The organism is Agrobacterium salinitolerans (assembly GCF_002008225.1).
In the GTDB taxonomy this organism is placed as follows: Bacteria; Pseudomonadota; Alphaproteobacteria; order Rhizobiales; family Rhizobiaceae; genus Agrobacterium; species Agrobacterium salinitolerans.
In genome coordinates, this window is record NZ_MRDH01000005.1 from 226,826 (window position 1) to 245,034 (window position 18,209).

13 protein-coding genes are annotated in these 18,209 nt (G+C 55.2%); 4 read left to right on the forward strand and 9 right to left on the reverse strand.

The features are described from left to right. The 5 genes from BS627_RS03850 to BS627_RS03870 all read right to left on the reverse strand — a co-directional run bounded on the left by BS627_RS03850 (position 1) and on the right by BS627_RS03870 (position 7,410). Positions 1-3,348 (reverse strand): UvrD-helicase domain-containing protein, encoded by a 3,348-nt coding sequence (locus tag BS627_RS03850; RefSeq protein ID WP_077981960.1) that lies wholly within the window; start codon positions 3,346-3,348, stop codon positions 1-3. A 4-nt stretch (positions 3,349-3,352) separates the two neighbouring features. Then, a complete protein-coding gene (locus BS627_RS03855; RefSeq protein ID WP_077981961.1) occupies positions 3,353-3,919 on the reverse strand; it encodes a hypothetical protein in 567 nt (188 codons plus the stop codon). A gap of 2 nt (positions 3,920-3,921) precedes the next feature. Next, complete coding sequence (locus BS627_RS03860; protein ID WP_077981962.1) at positions 3,922-4,680, reverse strand: sigma-70 RNA polymerase sigma factor region 4 domain-containing protein; 759 nt, start codon at positions 4,678-4,680, stop codon at positions 3,922-3,924. A gap of 667 nt (positions 4,681-5,347) precedes the next feature. Then, entirely contained in the window at positions 5,348-6,370 is a 1,023-nt protein-coding gene (locus tag BS627_RS03865) for a dCTP deaminase/dUTPase family protein (RefSeq protein WP_077981963.1), read from the reverse strand. After that, a complete protein-coding gene (locus BS627_RS03870) occupies positions 6,370-7,410 on the reverse strand; it encodes an adenylosuccinate synthetase (protein ID WP_077981964.1) in 1,041 nt (346 codons plus the stop codon). The genes BS627_RS03865 and BS627_RS03870 overlap by 1 nt, the downstream gene beginning before the upstream one ends. Positions 7,411-7,506: 96 nt before the next feature. Here BS627_RS03870 and BS627_RS03875 point away from each other — a divergent pair, with 96 nt between their 5' ends. Further along, complete coding sequence (locus BS627_RS03875; RefSeq protein WP_245306992.1) at positions 7,507-8,115, forward strand: hypothetical protein; 609 nt, start codon at positions 7,507-7,509, stop codon at positions 8,113-8,115. Positions 8,116-8,468: 353 nt separating this feature from the next. Continuing rightward, on the forward strand, positions 8,469-9,719 hold the full coding sequence (locus BS627_RS03880) for an ATP-binding protein (RefSeq protein ID WP_077981966.1): 1,251 nt from the start codon (positions 8,469-8,471) through the stop codon (positions 9,717-9,719). A gap of 125 nt (positions 9,720-9,844) precedes the next feature. Here the strand turns inward: BS627_RS03880 and aspA are convergent, their stop codons facing one another. From aspA to BS627_RS03895, 3 genes are read right to left on the reverse strand one after another with little or no spacing between them, the layout of a single operon-like run. Further along, positions 9,845-11,260, reverse strand: coding sequence for an aspartate ammonia-lyase (gene aspA, locus BS627_RS03885; protein ID WP_077981967.1), 1,416 nt, complete (start codon positions 11,258-11,260; stop codon positions 9,845-9,847). Positions 11,261-11,304: 44 nt separating this feature from the next. Continuing rightward, positions 11,305-12,696 (reverse strand): amidohydrolase, encoded by a 1,392-nt coding sequence (locus BS627_RS03890; protein WP_077981968.1) that lies wholly within the window; start codon positions 12,694-12,696, stop codon positions 11,305-11,307. A gap of 9 nt (positions 12,697-12,705) precedes the next feature. Further along, a complete protein-coding gene (locus BS627_RS03895; protein WP_077981969.1) occupies positions 12,706-13,929 on the reverse strand; it encodes an MFS transporter in 1,224 nt (407 codons plus the stop codon). Between the two features lie 115 nt (positions 13,930-14,044). Here BS627_RS03895 and BS627_RS03900 point away from each other — a divergent pair, with 115 nt between their 5' ends. Together BS627_RS03900 and BS627_RS03905 are read left to right on the forward strand one after the other, a co-directional pair. Further along, entirely contained in the window at positions 14,045-15,949 is a 1,905-nt protein-coding gene (locus BS627_RS03900; protein ID WP_131829402.1) for a helix-turn-helix domain-containing protein, read from the forward strand. 305 nt (positions 15,950-16,254) lie between these two features. Continuing rightward, entirely contained in the window at positions 16,255-16,707 is a 453-nt protein-coding gene (locus BS627_RS03905) for a MarR family winged helix-turn-helix transcriptional regulator (protein WP_077981971.1), read from the forward strand. A gap of 171 nt (positions 16,708-16,878) precedes the next feature. Here the strand turns inward: BS627_RS03905 and BS627_RS03910 are convergent, their stop codons facing one another. Further along, a complete protein-coding gene (locus BS627_RS03910; RefSeq protein ID WP_077981972.1) occupies positions 16,879-18,114 on the reverse strand; it encodes a CaiB/BaiF CoA transferase family protein in 1,236 nt (411 codons plus the stop codon). Positions 18,115-18,209: the final 95 nt, after the last annotated feature.

Sequence of the window (18,209 nt, forward strand, 5' to 3'; positions counted from 1 at the left end):
TTAAGAACTTGCCTGAGGGGCTGGACAGATGAAGAAGTGCCTGCAGCGGGGGCACTGAAAGTCACTTCTCTTGGCCGGGAAAAGGCCGTCTTCGATGGACCGGATCGCGTCTTGCGCCGTCGCAATACGGTTCGCGCGCTTGGCCGCTGTCTGTTCGATCTGTCCTGCATTGCCGTCCATCACGTGGAAGGTCTCGAAGGAGAAGCTGTGGCCGAAATTGACGCGCGCCGCTTCGAGCAGGAGCGTGTGTGCGATCTTATCTTGCTCCGTCATGGAACGCTTGCCTGACCGGACTGTCAGGAACTCGCGCGAACCCGCGTCTCCCTTTACGAAATCCGGAGCGATGGCGATCTGACGGTTGGCCAACACGAGCCCAAACGGCGCCGCCTTCGAGACGGAGGCAAGAACCGGAAGAAGATTGCCCATCATCCTGTCGACAAGGGCTCGATACTGTTTCTCGAAAGGGTGACCGACAAGTTTCGTTGAATTCCAAGCGGTCTCGAAGACACCGCGCATAGCATTGATCGTCAATGGAATATCGGCGGAGCGGGCCGCTGCGACGACCGCGAGAATACATCCATGAGCCTGCAAATAGGCGGACCTCTCGGCCGAGCCGCCGAGCTTGGCGACCTTATCATAAAAGAATCGCCTTCCGCACTGGTCGAAAGAATCGATGTCTGCGGCATTCAATCCCTCGGGAAAGCCGAAATCGTTGATCGGTTCCTGCGTCGGAGCCGGGAAGAGACGGGCTACCGGCGCGACCTGCCTTCCGCTCTGGATCGATAGTCCCTCTACGAATATCGAGGCATTTGAAGTTTTGCCTCCCGACCTAGCTGGGCGATAGAGCTTGAGATGTGTCTTCGCGCGCGACATCGCCACGAAAAACAAGCACTCCTCCTCGGCATCGTGAGCGTTCGTTTCAGGGTTCTCCGTTACCATACCGACAGGTGGCGGACATGCGTCGGCACGGTTGGGTGCAGGGACAGACCCTCGTTTAAGCCGGGGCAGGTGCACGGCCTCGAATTCCAGACCTTTGCTGGCGTGGATCGTCATCAACTGGACGCCATCCACGTCATGCATTTCGTCCGGCAGACGCCGCAGTTCCCGATCGTCCGACAGCAGCACGAGATGCCTGACACGTTCGAGGCCGCGGACGATCGGCAGCTTACCGCCTACAAGCGGCATGGTCCTGAGGGCCTCGATCAGCTGGCGGACCGCGACGCGGCGAAGATCGTCAGACGGATTTTGGCCCGCTAGCACCGTTCTGACGTAGTCGCTTCGATCAAACAGGTATTCCATCAAGGCAAGCCAAGGCGTCGTGCCGTGTCCGAACCCGTCCAGATGGCTTGCCAGGAGAGCAAGGCGGCGGATGGTGTCGGGGGTGACACAAGCAAGCGTTGATATCTGGTTAAAGAGCGCCTTAACCGAAACCTGACGAGACTTGGCTTCCTCGATTACGCGCGACAGCTCAAGCGGCGCGATGCCGTACTCGGGGAAGGTACCCACCCTGAACAACGTAGAGCCATCCTGGACGATCAGCGACAGCAGTGACAGCATGTCTCGCACTTCGGGTCGCTCGAAAAGCGGACCCAAGTATAGCACGGGCACGCCTCGAGCCTCGAGTTCCGCTGCCATCTCGGCCAGTATGCCGTTGGTACGCGCAATTATTGCCTGACTTCTGAGGGAAACACCCGCTTTTTCAAGTTCGCGTATATTTCCGGCGAGCACGTCGATCTCGTCCTGGGGATCGGTTCCGACGAAAATTTCCGGCGTTCCGCCTAACTCGGTTCTCTTTGCGCTTATGTCGAGCGGGAGGGAGTAGGAAGACACGATCATCCTATTTCCGAAAGCTTTGAACTGGGAGAGGATCGGATTGGTGGATCGGTAGTTTACCTTCAACTGCCCCAGTTCGCCGCTGGGATAGTCCCTACGGAAGCGCGCCATGTTACGGCTCGACGCCCCGCGAAACCTGTAGATCGACTGCCTGGCGTCTCCGACGACCCAGAGGCGGTTTCCGTCACCGACGATGCCCTTCACCATCATGGCACTTGCGCGGTTGATATCCTGGTATTCGTCGACATGAATCCACTTGTATCTGTCCGCGAGCTCACGACGGAAATCATCGTCGGTCCTCATTCTGACGGCGGGAAGTCGGATGAGATCACCGTAGTCAACCGCCCGCATCGAATCGAGTATCGCCTGGTAGTGCTTGTAAACAAGGGCGACTTCGCAACACTTGGCAGCCGCCTTGACGGCATCGGCATCGGCGCGGGCCGCCTCGCGCATCATGTTTTCGGCCAGGACTTCGTATTCCTCCGGCCCAATCAGTTCATCCTTCGCCCTTGAAATCGAGCGCAGGATGTCTCTCAGCGCCGATGCAGGGTCGAACAGGTTCTGCATGTGGACGATCGGCAGGGCCGGAAGTGTCTCTTCCAGCAGGTTAATCGCCTCGCTCGTGTCGACCAGTTTCGGATCGGGCGGAAGGTTGAATCGGGTGTGGTGTTTGCGCAGGAGTTCAAGCCCGAATGAATGAAATGTTCCACTCCAGATATTGACCGCGCTTGCCCCGACCGCATGCTCGACCCGCTCGGCAAGCTCCTCCGCCGCTTTGTTGGAAAATGTCAGCGCCAGTATGTCATCGGCCTTAGCGTGTTCCTGTGCAAGCAGCCATACGATGCGCTCGACCATGGTTTTGGTTTTCCCGGTTCCGGGTCCGGCCTCGAGGAGGAAAGGCGATCCAAGGTGATGGGCTGCCTCCTCCTGGGAGGGGTCAAGCGGTTCCGGAGGTCGGGGCGCTTTCGGTGGTTTCTCGGCGGCCTCCGGCAGCAGCAGAGAGTCGGCCAGCTGTTGATAGACCGTTTCCAGTCTTATCCCGAGGCTCGTGGCGATATCCCTGGCGCGTTTTCCCTCGTGAAAAAGCCGTCTCGCGAGCGCACGGGGTAGAAGGAACTCGCGGGCGAAGGCGTTTGCCTGGGCTTCGCGCCGTTCCTTTTTGCTATAGGCTTCGACACGTTGCAAAGGGTCGCCGGCGCCTGGCGCGCTGTAGCCGCGCTCAATTTTGATCTCGGCCTCGAGATGTATAACGAAATGCGCGATCTCGTGGGCGATGACCTCGGCCTCGAAGCTTTGGTCGAGATCGTTTGCCACATATATCGCCAGATAGCGACGCTTCAGGACTCCGATACCGCCCATGAGGTTCGTGTCGTTTGGTCCTACCTTCTCGACCGTCAAACTTTGATCGTCAAGCGCGAGCCGTATGACCTCGCTTGCGGCGAGCTGTTTGAGCCCCGGGTCGACCTTGCGTCTTAATTGGTTCGCGGCGCGTCGGACGGAATTGATATTCTCCATGACGTCATTCCGAAAGGTTCCGCCAATGGTGTTTGGCGGTTTCTGACAGCGACGACGATTCGATAGCCTCCAAGAAGCTGATCTTGTCCCGCTTGACCGGGGCGTGGTCCGAACGGAAATCCGAAGCGAGCGTCGTTTGGTCTTGGTCGAGGAACTGCAGTATTTCCCTCACGGTAGACTTGGTCTCCTTAGCAAGCTGGCGAACCAACAGGAGAGGTATCGTTGATGCCCGGATTGCCCGCTCCTCTAATGCGGTCATCAGCGAAAGAGAGAGTCCGCAACGGCTCACAATTCCCTTGAGGTCCGCGGGAGACAGATGCTCAAATGGATTCACAATTCGGCCCGCGCCCGTTGGCGTCCACAAATGAGATATGTCAGGCACGTAACCACTGTCGTGGCACGGGCCATCACGGCCGTCGTCCGCCGTAAGCCAGTCTTCGTAGAACTGCAGTATGTCTTCCCGATGCTTCGGATGGAGCTCGATCATGGCCACGACATCGTCGTCAGCCAAATCCTCCTTGTCCATCAGTGCGATCAGGATGTCTTCCAGTTGTTGGGATTCATCACTCATATCTATTCCTCGTCTCCCGAGGCTCTTTTCCGGGCGTTTGCCAGGAGCTCACCTATCCTTCGGGAGCTCACGTTGAGTTTCTTGGCGGCGGTCATCTCGTTCGGATCGTTCGATTTCTGCTGAAGGCCTTCCACGTAGACCGCATTCACAGCGGCTCGCTCCCGCTCGGTCAACCGTGCCATCACGGCAGCCACTCGCGCTGCGGCTTCGGCACGCGGCATGGAATGCCCGGCGTTTCTGTATCCAGCGTTATCGATCCAATCCCGCGCTGACCGCTCTCCCACTTCGAAGTCCGTTTCGTTACGTTCAACACTTTCCCGGCGCTTCAGCTTTCTGATCTCATCGACGCTCTTCCGGAACACAGACGTTCCGAAAAAGGCCTCAAGAACATCGGCATTATTGGTACCAGAAAAGACAAGCTCATGGAGCCAATCGCATACTTCCTGCGCTACGTCGCTAGCCTGTTGCTTCGACAAACCCGAGGCCCGTCTTAACGCGAGGCCCTTCGCTCGGCTCACAAGCTCGTTCCAAAGTTCGAAATACCAAGATTCTTCGCGGTTAGGTCGCAAGTTCCGCATTATGTAGACCAGAGCGGCGCTCGAAATATTCGCCTTCGCTTTGGCAAGCCCTCCGCGAGGTTTTCGTAGCAGCTCCCTGAGCTCGTCGACCAACTCGGTTGGCCTGTACAGCGGTGTTCCATCGTCTTGCGCCAAGGTTAATGGTTGTAGATCAGGATCGTCTTGGTAGCCGTCGCTTGTCATTCAACATTCACTCATCGTTCGGCGCAGAGAAAAGCGGAACCCATCCGATCAAAATAAAGCGAATCGGATGCTGGATTTTCCGAGAGTAATCTGATTCCTCTCGCTCGGCGATTGTGCCGAACTGGATTTCTCAGGTGGCTCTTTGTGGATCTAAGGTGCACCGACGCGAAGAGTCTTCGGGCATAAACTTGTGATAGCACCCGTTTACTGTGCCAGCAGAAACTGCTGGCCAGCGCTATCGCCTCGTTGAAATTAATCTTTGCAACGTTTAAGAGCTCTCACGCACTTTTATGCGAAAAGTTTGCAAGTATGCGGAGCCAACGTGCCCCCGTATCTTGACGAGGGATTTGCATGCTGGACCACCATAGCCTCGCCGAACTCGTCGATTCACTGGAGCGGCTCCTCGTCGTAACGTTTGCTGGCCTATGCCTATGGTTTGGCTGGAGACTTGTGTGCCCTACACGCTCCATGAACGGTCTTTCTTCTCCACGCATCACTTGGCAGTCGATGCTCGGACGTGCTGCCCTCGGCCTTTTCGCAGTTTATTTCATTGGATTCGGAAGCTTTCTGCTCGTCACTGTTTTCGCTTCCCAACAAATGAGAAGCCCTCGGAATGATGCCGCGCAAGTTTCGGTACCGAAGGCCCCATGAGCCGTTCCACAAACTGCTATCTTCTCGGCGCTGGCTGAGGAACGTTCTCCAGCTGTACTATGCGTTTTTGCGCGTCAGCTAGATTGTTGCGCAGTTCTATGATTGCATCATCAGCACTTTCGGCTCGCTCTCGCATCTCCGTTTGAGCAGACTGCACAAACTGCTGCGCCGCGCTATAAAGTGACCAGCCTGAATAGAGAAGACTCACTGCTGCGGCGACACCTGCTACAGAGTAGATCCGAAGAAGGCGCTTTGCGTCGTCGGCGTACTTCCTTAGTTTGGCGATCTCATCTCCGATTGCGTTTTGGGGGGGGCCGCCCCCAGTCGCCTCATCGAGGTAGTGATCAATGCTCTTCCGTCGATTTTTCGATCCTGGAAAGGGAGGTTGGTTGTCGATCTTCGGAGGCAACCAAGCGGGTGGCGCCCGCAGCGGATCGTTCAGCCAACTGAGCTTCGTAAACTCAAAATACACTAGACCCTCACCCGCGCGGATGAAGTATTCGCGGGTCGTGAAGTTGTGTATCGGGATTGAGAGCCGGCCCGAAAACCCGGGATCTACCAAGGGCCCTGTACCGACAAGGAGGCCGCGATAGACATCGCGAATCATCAAATTAAATCGGGCGCCGATGTAAGCCGGCATATGAAACTCTGGTTCGAGCGTAACGAAACAAACAGAATTCGGCGCAATTCGAACATGGTCTCGAACTTCTTCGACCTCCTTGTCTCGATCATTTGGATCATTCGACAGCACAAAGCGTTCAATATTGCCCTGCTCGTCTCTGTATCTACATGGGCCCTTCGCAGCAACCAGATAGGTCGCCGGCTTTTCTAAGCGTGTAGCGTCGAACGGCTGAATCATACCCGCGACGATGCCGTAAGTCGCCAAGTGCCCGGCATTGAGCAAGGCCGGAGGAATATCTGGATAAGGATCGAACGTCTTCAGCGACTCAACTCGCTCCGGTAGTTCAGCACCTCCGCCCGCGACCAACAACTCGAGTGCACGAACCTCTCGATGAAATTCTTTAAGAGAAACTTCCATTAGGCGCTTCGCTTAAGTCGAACGTGGTCGCTTCTTTTGGTCACATCAGGCCCGTATCCCAGGTAGTCAATCGATTGACCAATGCGTCGCTCAATATCCTCGACGAAACGTGTCGAGCGTTCACTCGTACCAGCGCTGCGCCAGCTTGGATCAACATAGTCCATATGGTTCATAAAAATGCGATGCGGTCGGTTGCTGATAATCGCGTCCTTGACCACTTGCTCATCAAATCGGGCTATCCGTCTCACTCGATGCGTTGCCGAGGTCAATTCGCGATAATCCGGATCAAGCTCCGCCTCCTTTGCAAGACTTGGCCAATCAATCTCGTTGGGTAGAGGGCCGGAGTTACCTCCGACGCGAATAGGAAAACTCCGCAGTGTCATCACTACGTCATCCACGTCATGTGGCGCCAAACCTGCCTCGGAAACGAATGCGGCCGCGCTCGTATCCCGGCTGGTTGCGAACGGGAAGTCACGTGTCCGCCACAAGGAAAGCCCGAACCCTTGCGTTCCCTCCAAAACCACCCGTTCTCCCGCTGCTAAAAGATTACGGAGGGAAGCCGCAGTGTTTTCCTCGATGTACGCCTGTAGTTCCGGCTCATGCCTCGCCAGTCGATGAAATTTGGCACGCGACAGGCGCTCACGTAAGGAGGCACCTGTGCCAGAAGCTGTAGAGCCAATGGTCTCAACCAGCGCCTCGTCGCGCTCGACCTGTTTGTGTTGTTCTGTGACAAGTGAGGCGTTGGCATCAATCCGCAATCTACGCGGTGAGACACCCAGAAGTTGGATCTCCTTCAGCAAGAGCGCCATGTCGATGAGACTTCCGGCCGGTAGAAAGATCATAGCTTCAGTCGAGATCGCCGCAGCGGGTAGTTGGCGAAGCGTAACCAAATGACCCGCGCTGTCCATTGCTGTATGGCCGGAATTGGGGCCACCGACGCGAACAACTGCCGCAGCGGATTGGCTGCGAACAATGAATTGGGCAACTTTGCCTTTCCCCTCGGAACCAAATTGGCCGCCTACAACAACTGACACAGGCATGCTAATGACCTCTCCTGATTTGTTCGAACACTACAACACTTGCCTTAGCTTCGAAAGGCGAAGCTCGTGCAATGCGGTAGCGGAGGAATTCAAAAAGTGAATGACGATATGACGACCTCGGTCACAATTCGGCGGGAGGCAGGTCCGACCATGCTGCTCGGATCCGGCAGCTATTTCGATTACGCACATCCCGAAGCGGATGGCCTGACAATCGAGGACTACGCGTACGGCCTAGCATTCACCGGCCGCTTTTCGGGCCAGTGCGTGAACAAACGCACAGGGCAGCGAGTGTTCTATTCTGTGGCTCAGCACTGCGAAATCTTGAGTAGGTTGGTCCCGGCCGAGCTGGCTTACGCGGCTTTGATGCACGAAAGTGGAGAAGTCGTTTGCGGAGACTTGACCTCGCCCCTTAAGTCGATGCTACCGTGTTACAAAATAATCGAAAAGTCCTGTGCCGCTGCAATCGAACGACGCTTTCGTGTGGCGGCCGAAGACATCGCTGCGATCAAACCTTACGATGTTCGGCTTTGGGCGAGTGAGCGCGAGCAACTATTGAATTGGGATGGACGGCCTTGGGGGGCTTCCGACAGAACGGTGCCCTTTGACTTCCTCATTGAACCAAAGGATCCGTATATCGCTGCGAAGGATTTTCTGAACCGCTTCTCGGAGCTGGCACCTTCTGGATTTGAAATGGCTGCTTCTTGACAGCCTACAATCTGCTCCGTGTAAACGCTGCGGGTGTAGCCTAGTGTTGGCTGCTTTTCTTTGAGATGCTGAAGGCCAAATTGGCCAAATTGTTGACGATACGATAGATTTTAGCCGTTCGAGCAAGTGGGTCGCAGGTTCATATCCCTTCAAGAGCAATACGATTTGAATCCTCACTCCAACACGCCTCCGCTCACTCTTCTCGATAGCTGGCTCGTCCCCATCAAGTTTCCGAAACGGACGGCAGTAAGTTCCGGATTGGACGAGGTTGCAATCCGAATTGGACGCATGTAAACTCCGACCTGAACGCATTGCAATCCTAGAATTTGGTAGCGATCAGGAGGAAAAATAGATTGAAAGGGGAAAGTCCTTCTGACCTCCTTTATCCGAGAGGTGCAGCCGAGCGAATTAGGGTCGCGCTCAAAGATACGCCAGTCGTACTTGTGAACGGACCGCGGCAGTGTGGCAAGACGACGTTGGCTCGAACCCTGCTCCAGACAGATCGTCCGTATTTCACGTTAGATGACGAAACGACCTTACTATCAGCAAAGACCGATCCAGTCGGCTTCGTTCGTCAGATTGATACCGCCATCATAGACGAGGTGCAGCGTGCACCGGAGTTGCTGCGTGCCATAAAACAGGCTGTAGACAACGATCGGCGGCCTGGGCGATTTTTGTTAACCGGCTCAGCAAACATTCTCGCACTCCCGACGATTTCCGATAGTTTGGCCGGGCGGATGGAAGTCGTTACCTTGTTGCCCCTAGCTCAGTCCGAAATTCGACGCAACCAGTCGAACTTCCTCGATTCCGCTTTTGCCGGAACGGTCATAGCGCCTCGCAATCCAACGGTCGGAAACGACCTGATGGAGCGAGTGCTCATCGGCGGATATCCTGAGATGGTCGGTCGTGGCGATCCCCGCCGTCGATCCGCATGGGCTAGAGAATACATACGAGCCATCGTTGAACGAGATGTGCGCGAAATTGCCGACGTCGAACGCCTGGACCAAATGCCGCAGCTTCTGCGGGCGCTCGCGCATCATTCGGGAAAGTTGCTCAATTTCACCCAATTGGCCGGCCAGGTCGGCATCGATGACAAGACCGCCCGGCGATATATCGGACTCTTCGAACAGCTGTTCCTAGTTCGTCGCATCGAGCCCTGGTTTCGAAACCCTTTGAAGCGTCTTGTTAAGACACCAAAGCTCCTGTTTCTCGATAGCGGGCTCTTAGCTTCGTTTGTCGGAATGACGATCGATCGAATTTCAAGTGACCGAGGACTATTTGGTTCATTGCTGGAAACGTTTGTCGCTGGCGAAATCCTCCGGCTTGCGACCTGGAGCGAAGTCAAATTAACCTGCCATCACTATCGGGATAAGGATCAGGACGAAGTAGATATCCTTCTCGAAGACGAAGCTGGCAATATGGTTGGAATTGAAGTCAAGGCCGCGGCAACGGTGACCGCAGCAGATTTCAAAGGCTTACGCAAAGTAGCCGTGGCCACCGGACGCACCTTTAAGGCAGGCTGGGTGCTGTACGACGGCGACAAGATCCTGCCATTTGGTGATAATCTTGCGGCGATACCGCTATCTTGTCTCTGGGGCGATTAAAGTAAGGGGAGGATTTAAGTTCGATTCCCTGTCAAGGCGATGGAAGGTTCGACATTGGTTGCAAAGGAGCCATAATCTCTGCCAATGTGACTTGTAAAAAGGATTGGAAACCGCCGTTCGTCAGTCTAAGCCAATATCTGTTGCGGACGAGTTAGCATCTCTGGGCGTAACACGGTGTCGAGCGTTTCCTTCGCCATCAAGCCACGTTCAAGGACGATTTCGTAGACTCCGCGTCCCGATCGATGAGCTTCCAACGCAACCTCCGTCGCGTTGCTATAACCGATATAGGGGTTAAGGGCTGTAATGAGGCCGATCGACTGCTCGACATTGTCTCTGAGACGGTCACGGTTGGCGGTGATGCCGCGCACGCAGTTTTCTTCCAACGTCCGGCAGGCTTCGGTCAGATGGCGGATGGAGTTATCAAGGCTGTAGAAGATGATCGGCTCAAAAGCATTGAGTTGAAGCTGGCCCGCTTCCGCGGCCATCGTCACCGTGACGTCATTGCCTATCACTTCGAATGCCACCTGATTGACGACCTCAGGGACGACCGGGTTGACCTTGCCTGGCATGATCGACGAGCCCGCCTGACGCGCCGGCAGATTGATCTCGCCGAAACCGGCCCGCGGTCCTGAGGACAACAGTCGAAGGTCATTGCAAACTTTCGACAGTTTTACGGCCACACGTTTCAACACGCCAGACAGCTGAACAAAGGCGCCGCAATCCTGCGTGGCTTCAACTAGATCTGGGGCGGTGATCAGATCGATGCCGATGATGCTGGACAGATGTTCGCGTACCTTGGTTGCATAGTCCGGGTGGGCGGTGATGCCGGTTCCGATTGCCGTTGCGCCAAGATTGATTTCACGGATCAACAAAGCCGCTTCCGACAAGCGGGCTTCATCTTCCAGCAGCATGACGGCATATGTTCCGAACTCTTGACCCAAGGTCATCGGAACGGCGTCCTGCAACTGTGTCCGACCCATTTTCAGGACATCGGCAAATTCCGAGGCCTTGTCGGCGAATGCCATACGTAAGCCAGCCATCGCGCCGAGAAGACGCCCGATCCCGGCCAGGCACGCGAGCTTCAATGCGGTGGGGTAAACGTCATTGGTCGACTGGCTAAGGTTGACATGTTCATTGGGGTGAAGATGAGCATAGTCACCACGGCGATGCCCCAGGATTTCAAGCGCCCTGTTGGCGATCACCTCGTTGGCATTCATGTTCGTGGAAGTGCCGGCACCGCCTTGAATAAGATCGACGACAAACTGATCGAGAAGTGCGCCGCTCCGAATTTCCTGACATGCCTGGATGATGGCTTCAGCCTGTTCTCGGCCAAGGATATTGAGGTCGGAATTGGCTCGTGCAGCTGCTTCCTTGATGGCCGCAAGGGCGCAGACCAGATCCGGAGCATCTGACAGACGCCTGCGGGAAATTGGAAAATTCTCAACCGCCCTCAACGTGTGAATGCCATAATAGGCCTCGACCGGAACAGAACAGTGTCCGATCAGATCATGTTCGGTGCGCATTGGAAGAGACGTGATCATTGGTTTCTCAAGTCAGGGCGGTTGGATGTGATGCGGATGGTCTGTTAGCGAAGGCGCTGCGGGGTAGCATCTGCCGGGATCAGGGGAACGTAGCTTTCTCCGGCCAGTTGCTCCTGATGCTCGCGTTTTGCTACAGCAATAAGTTCCGGGTCGGTCAGAGCACGCACGGCAGATGCAGCAAGCACTTTGCCTGCCTGCAACATGCCCTTATGGGCATAACCCGAGGTACCCTGCGACACCATCTGCCAGGTATGTGGAGGGGTGCCGTAAGCTTCGGTCGCCACGTAGACCTGGCCGGTCGGAACAAGCCAGCTGACGTCGCCGACATCGGTCGAACCATGCAGGAAGGTCGGTACTTCTTCGAAGGCGTTCAGGTCCTCCGATAGGATTTTGGCGCGCTTGGCAATCCGGGCCTGAACTTCACTCGAAAACGTCTTCTGAATGCTTCCGGCAAAATCCTTTTCGCTGTTCGAAAAGCTGGCAACGCCTAATTTTTCGAACTCCTGATGCATCATCCGCGCCAGCGTGACATTCGGCACAAGATCAGCCGACGCCGCGTCAAAGGTGACTTCCAGCTGGGTGCCTGTCATCAGCGCTGCACCGCGTGCAACATCCGTTACCCGTTCGGTGATGTCACGGACCTGATCCATGCGCGGTGCACGCACCTTGTAAAGCACCTGTGCCTGCGACTGCACCACATTTGGCGCGCGTCCACCGGTGTCGGTGATGGCATAGTGAATGCGGCCATCTTGAAGAATGTGTTCGCGCAGATAGTTACAGCCGACATTGGTCAGTTCGACTGCGTCCAGCGCGGAGCGCCCGAGATGCGGTTCGAAACCGGCATGGGCACTGGTGCCACGGAAGGTGAAATACAGCTGATTGGTCGCCAGCATGCGGGCATTGTAAGCGAGATTTTCATCCCACGGATGCCAGGTGAATGCTACGTCGACGTCCGAGAACAGGCCTTCGCGGGCCATGTAGGCCTTGCCACCACCACCTTCTTCGGCCGGGCAGCCATAATAACGGATCGTGCCTTTCAGGCCCAGTTCGTCCTTGCAGGCCTTGAGCGCCAGAATGGCGGCAAGTGCGCCGGTGCCCAGCAGGTTGTGGCCGCAACCATGGCCGTTGCCACCTGCAGCGATAGGGTCGTGGCTGGTAACACCGCTCTTCTGGCTGAGACCGGTCAGCGCATCAAATTCGCCGAGTATTGCAACGACCGGCTGGCCTTCGCCATAGCTAGCAACGAAGGCGGTTTCGATGTTGCCGGCATTGCGCGTGACATCAAAGCCAGCCTTTTCAAGTTCATCGGCCAGAAGGGCTGCAGAGCGTGTCTCTTCGTATCGGATTTCAGCGAAAGACCAGATCGCATCGGATACGGATTTGAGATTGTCGGATTGGGACGCGACGGTCCGTTCAATAATGTCGAGGTATGTCATGTTATTCCTTCAGGCGGTCTGTTCGACAGGCTTTTTGCCGTGCACGGCGGGAAAGGTGGTGGCGATGAGGCAGACCAGAACTGCGCACGCGACAATCACCGAGAACGCGATCCCGTAATTCTGATTGGTGGCCGAGAGGACGGCACCGATCAGCATCGGGGATGCAAACGAACCAAGCTGGGCGAGCGAATTGATCAAGCCTGTTGCTGTTCCGACGGTGTTCTGCGGGAAGTGCTTCATGATGCTGACGAAGACGCTGATCGAGATCGCATTGAGGAAGACGTTTGAAACCGAGAGATAGGCAAAGGCGAGCGGAATGGATTCCTCATTGGCCATCAGGTAGATGAAGATCGCAGACACGGCCGAACCGATGCAGATTAGGTACTTTTCCTTCTGGTGGAAAAAGCGGTCGAGCAACCAGCCGCAGGTCAGGAAGGAAATGAATCCGAGTGCTGGTGGGATCATCGAATAGGCGCCCATCTGCACCATGCTCATGCCCTTGACCTTCACCCAGTAGGACGGCAGCCAGGACTGCAGACCCCAGAAGACGATGTTGGTGAAGAAATAGACGAGCGTGATTTTCCAGGTCAGCGAGTTTTTCAACAACGCACCAATGCGTTTCTTTTCTGAAACCTTTTCAACCTTCGCCTGGGCGACGGACTGGTCGTTTGCTGGCTTCATGACGAAGAAAAGCGCGATCGACATGCAGATGCCGACGCCGCCCAGCACATAAAACATCACCTGCCAGCTATGGGCAGCAATCAGCGCGGTAATGACGATGGAGCCGACGGCAAAACCAACCGAAGCGCCGGACTGCAGCACCGACTTGGCGCGCGCCATTTGCGACTTTTCAAAATGTTCGGTGATTGCCACGGAGCCGCCCGCGGGAAAGACGGCCTCACCGGCGCCAGTCATGGCGCGTGTCGCAGCAAGCCCCACGGCATTGTGGACGGCACCCGACGCGGCCGTTCCCAGCGACCAGACTGCAACGGCGGAACTGAGCACGCGCCGTGCCCCGAAGCGGTCCACCAGATAGCCGCCAATCAGCTGCGTCATCGAATAGGCCAGGAAAAAGGCGCTGATGATCATACCCTGATGATCTGCGGAGAGGCCGAACTCCTCACTGATCGGAATGATCGCGATATTGATGGCGGTCTTGTCGATGAAGCCCACGACCCAGCACAGGAACAGCATTCCTATGATGACATGTCGACGCTGTATTTTTGAAAACATGACAGAAGTTCCCTTTTATTGACTTTCTGTCTTTGTCGCATTGCCACGGAGAAAATCGATGTTTATTTCTCTATAATACTACAGAATAATATGTGCATATCACCATGAGGTTGCCGTGGAAATTGTCCTGTCGTCCAGTCCGGAACTGAGCAGGATGCAGCACGAGGGCGTGCTGCGTTTCAAAGATGTCGATGTGTTAACAGAGCAGACAACGTCTCTGCTGTCCCACACTGTTGAGCGAAGTGGCGACACGCTTCGCGTGGTGGTGGACCACTCGTATTTCACAGCGAAACGCACGATTTTCGAGGTTTCCGCCCCGGACAGCGAACAGGTCACTAGCCGCGTTGTTGCCGCCGTTCAGGAGGCGGTCATAGGCGTGCAGACCAAAACCGTGGAAATGCTGGCATCTGTCAATGCCGCAGTGATTAACTCCCTGGACGATCAGGAAATCGTCCATAGCGTCCTTGCTGAGGTAATGAATGTGCTACCGCACGCGGACGCCGGCGTCTTTCGGTTGTTTGACGAAGAAAGCGGTTACCTTATTCCGGTGTCACATCAAGGGCTGCCGGATGACTATACGCATTATCGCCTGCAGCCGAACGAATCCGTTTCGGGCGAAGTCTTCGTAACCGGCGTCCATGCCATTCATAATGGAAGGCAAAATATCATTGATGCCCACCGCGTGATGAGCCCCGAAAGCCAGTCTTTCATGGAGCGATCGCGGATTGCTAACGCATTGCTTTGCGTGCCCGTTGCCGCGGAAGGCAAGCGCCTTGGCACATTGACGACATTATGTTTTTCCCCTCGTGGTACCTTCTCGCCTTTTGACAGTACCGTTCTGGAATCATTGGCTGCTCAGGTTGCCGTCGCATATCAGCGTTCGCTCGCCTATAAAAACGCTGTCGCGACATCGAAGCGACTTGAAAAAATGCGGAGCGACCTGGCAAGCAAGAATGCCGAGCTCGACCGTGCCGTGGAGTTGCACGATAAGCTTTTGCGTATTTTCTCCACCAGTGGAAGTCTGGTGGAGCGGCTGGATCTGGTTGCGGGCTTGTTTGGCGTCGAGTTTCGATTCGAGAACGTGCTCGGTGTTGACTATCTAACCAGCGGCTGGACAGACACCCGCGGCAGTCTCGAGCAGATCGTTCAAGTCGCTGAAGCACCTGTGGGTTTCTTTCATTTCCGCCCCGTTTGCGACGTGCCCTTTCAAAGGGCACTTTTTGGCACGCTATCTGCCTTCGTGGCGTTGGATTTTGTCCGGGACATGTCGAGACTTGATGTCCTGAACGCAAGCAGGAGATCATATTTTGAGGATCTCCTAAAAGGTGTCGACAGTCACGGCCGCCTCGAACATTTCGGGTTCCGGCTGGAGCGCTTCCATCAGATTATGGTTGCGAAAGTCTTGGCTCCAGATTCACCTGATGCTCGCCTGTCTTTGCATAGGTCTCAAACAAATCTGCAGAACGCGATCAAGCTGTCGAACGTGCTTATTTTTCATCAGGACGATCAGATTATCATGGTCTTCTCCGCGTCCACTGCGGCTGCGCTTGCAAGAAATCTCGCCTCAATGAAGGACAGAGTGTTGCTCCTTAATATTCAAGTGGGGGCAAGCGAGATTTACGACCTGACCGGATTCCACTCGACGGCCAAAGCTCAGGCTCAAAAAGCTGCGGATTGCCTCGCGCGGCGCGGACAATCTGGAATATTGTTGCATCAGAATATGGGAATCGAAGCTCTGCTGAGTGGGCGCGACCGGCATGAAATCATTGACTTTGCTCACGAGGTTCTCGCTCCGCTTCTCCATGATCGGAAACACGATTTTTTATATGAAACCCTACGAACCTATGTGCAGGAGGGAAAATCTGCTGCTCGAGCAGCTAGCTGTCTGAAGATACACAACAATACGCTGTATCAGCGACTTGCCAGAATTGAAACGCTGACCGGCCGGAAGATTTCAGATGCAGAGGACTTCACGCTTTTAAGCGTTGCATGCCAGCTTTACTCAACTTACTCCGGTTAAACTTTTCGGTGGAACGGCTGAAATTGTTGCGAGCCGCTGGCCATCTAATGGAAAGAGGCAATCGGAAATGGGGCATTTCTGCCAGCCGAACCGCGGGTTCCAGTTCCATAATTTAACTAACGCTACAGCACACCTCCGCTTGCTTGAAGCGATTGGATTTTCAATGGCTTAGCGGACTAACTCGAGGGTCGACGGTTCTGATCTCTTCAATAGCGTAATTGGAAAGGCAACGAGCTCGTCGCGTTACCAGTTTCTAAAACCAATTCATATAACATTTGGTTTCCATTCAATGATATGAGTAGCGTATGAATCGGGAGAAGCGCCAGAAACGGCTGGATGTCGCCTTGGGTAGGATGCTCAAGAACGCGGAAGATGCGCTCGAGCGGGCTGCTCGCCAGGGCAATATGCACCCCACAGACCTTCGATGCCTGTCGTTGCTTGCATCATCACCTGCGCCAATGAGTCCAAGGGATATCGTTTCGAGGCTTGGACTTACGTCCGGCTCTGGAACGGCGCTGTTCGACAGGCTGGAAAGACTGGGCTTTACTCGAAGAATTCCCAATTGCGATGACCGGCGTAGTGTCTTGATCGAGTTGGACCGCACCGCTGCCAGTGAACCTTTGGCGTTGTTGGTTGAACTGCGCGACAGGTACAGGAAAGTCACCCAGCGATTTTCAGATGAAAAGCTCGATGTAATATCGGAATATCTCGAGGAGGTCTCGAAGCTCACGCCGTTTTCCGACGGGTCTCAGTTCTGATATTTGTCAACGGCCGCGCAGATACGGCGGAAATTTTCAAGCGAAGTTGTTGGACGGCTACAGGGCGCCTGACAAGTTCGGCGGGCAAACGGCTGTGCCGCTGCCCACCGATGCTGCTGCCGGCATATCGGTCACGACGCTTTAGACCGAACATCGGGCAGAAGGCAAAATTCAAAGAGCGGCGACGGTGGTAACGTTATTTCCTGTGTTCCACAAATCTTCCACACCACTTGCGCTATCGACGGCGCCGCTCTCGATTAACCTATCGATATCGCCGTCTAAGTAACCCGCCTGACGAAGCAGTGCCACTGTCTGTTCTCCCAAAAGAGGGGGAGGGGCCTCAAGGTCTACTTTGTCGACAGCTGACGAAACAGGAAAATCTGGCGCGTCAAACGTGAAGGAAGCAAAGGGTAAAGAGGTGTATTTCGGAGGGTTGTTCGCCTGCTCTGCGTCAAGCACCGCGTCGCCAGGAAGAACCTCTGTAAATCCGACACCGGCAACCGTCAGCGCTGCCGCCAGTGCTGAATAGGTTCTTGCGCCTACAGCCTTCGTCACGATGTCTTCAACAATTGGTCTTTGCTTTCGTCGTTGCCTCAGCGTGGCAAGTTCAGGGTCGGTCTCCAATCCTGCGGCAAAACTGAATTTTCGCCAGTGTTCGTCATTAAGCATGACCAGATAGATCCACCGTCCATCGGAGGTCTCATACGCACCGTAGCCAGGCATGCTGAATTCCGGAGAGGGCTCCTGTTCGGGTCGTCCGGTAATCTGGGACTTTAACTGGATACCGACAAGCTCTCTTGCCGCAATGTGTAGTCCGGTCTCATAAAGACCCAGCTCGATGTTTCGGCGCTCTGGTGATGCGTTGGCATCGAGAAGGGCAGAAAGCACGCCGATCACCGCGTAGCAGCCAGCAAACTGGTCGTGATAGGACGGGCCCAGTCGAGCAGGCTTTCCTGTAGGCCGGTTGGCAAACATCACCCCGGTTGCCGCTTCGGCGATGGGGTTTGATGCGATTTCTTCCGACTGTGGCCCCTGACCATAGCCTTTGATGTGGCAAAATACGATGCCGGGCTTTATTGCTTCACAATCTTTGAAAGTGACGCGCATTTTTTTTGCTGCGCTTGGCGACAGGTTATGCAGAACGACGTCGGCGGTGGCGACAAGTTCACGGAAAATGCGCGCACCCTCTTCAGTCTGCATGTTCAGGCAGATGCTTTTTTTTCCTCTGTTGTAAGCAATGTAAGTCCCGCTCGGTCCGCCTCGGACGAGTTTGCGCGTTGTTTCTCCCCCTGGCGGCTCAATCTTTATGACGCTTGCCCCCAGCTGCTGAAGTATATGCGTTGCAAAAGGAGCTGCGATCATGCTGCCGAGCTCCAGTACGGTTCTGCCTGCTAATATGCCACTCATGATGTCCTCCCGATGCAATTCGCATAATAATGCATTTTATATTGTATGCAAGTCGTGGAATCCGCCGCTGCGGTTGCGTCGACCTATTGCGCACT

Bases quoted from the DNA above. Each gene is read 5' to 3' on its own strand.
- BS627_RS03850 (WP_077981960.1), bottom strand. From the start codon at position 3,348: ATGGAGAATATCAATTCCGTCCGACGCGCCGCGAACCAATTAAGACGC.
- BS627_RS03855 (WP_077981961.1), bottom strand. From the start codon at position 3,919: ATGAGTGATGAATCCCAACAACTGGAAGACATCCTGATCGCACTGATG.
- BS627_RS03860 (WP_077981962.1), bottom strand. From the start codon at position 4,680: ATGACAAGCGACGGCTACCAAGACGATCCTGATCTACAACCATTAACC.
- BS627_RS03865 (WP_077981963.1), bottom strand. From the start codon at position 6,370: ATGGAAGTTTCTCTTAAAGAATTTCATCGAGAGGTTCGTGCACTCGAG.
- BS627_RS03870 (WP_077981964.1), bottom strand. From the start codon at position 7,410: ATGCCTGTGTCAGTTGTTGTAGGCGGCCAATTTGGTTCCGAGGGGAAA.
- aspA (WP_077981967.1), bottom strand. From the start codon at position 11,260: ATGATCACGTCTCTTCCAATGCGCACCGAACATGATCTGATCGGACAC.
- BS627_RS03890 (WP_077981968.1), bottom strand. From the start codon at position 12,696: ATGACATACCTCGACATTATTGAACGGACCGTCGCGTCCCAATCCGAC.
- BS627_RS03895 (WP_077981969.1), bottom strand. From the start codon at position 13,929: ATGTTTTCAAAAATACAGCGTCGACATGTCATCATAGGAATGCTGTTC.
- BS627_RS03905 (WP_077981971.1), top strand. From the start codon at position 16,255: ATGAATCGGGAGAAGCGCCAGAAACGGCTGGATGTCGCCTTGGGTAGG.
- BS627_RS03910 (WP_077981972.1), bottom strand. From the start codon at position 18,114: ATGAGTGGCATATTAGCAGGCAGAACCGTACTGGAGCTCGGCAGCATG.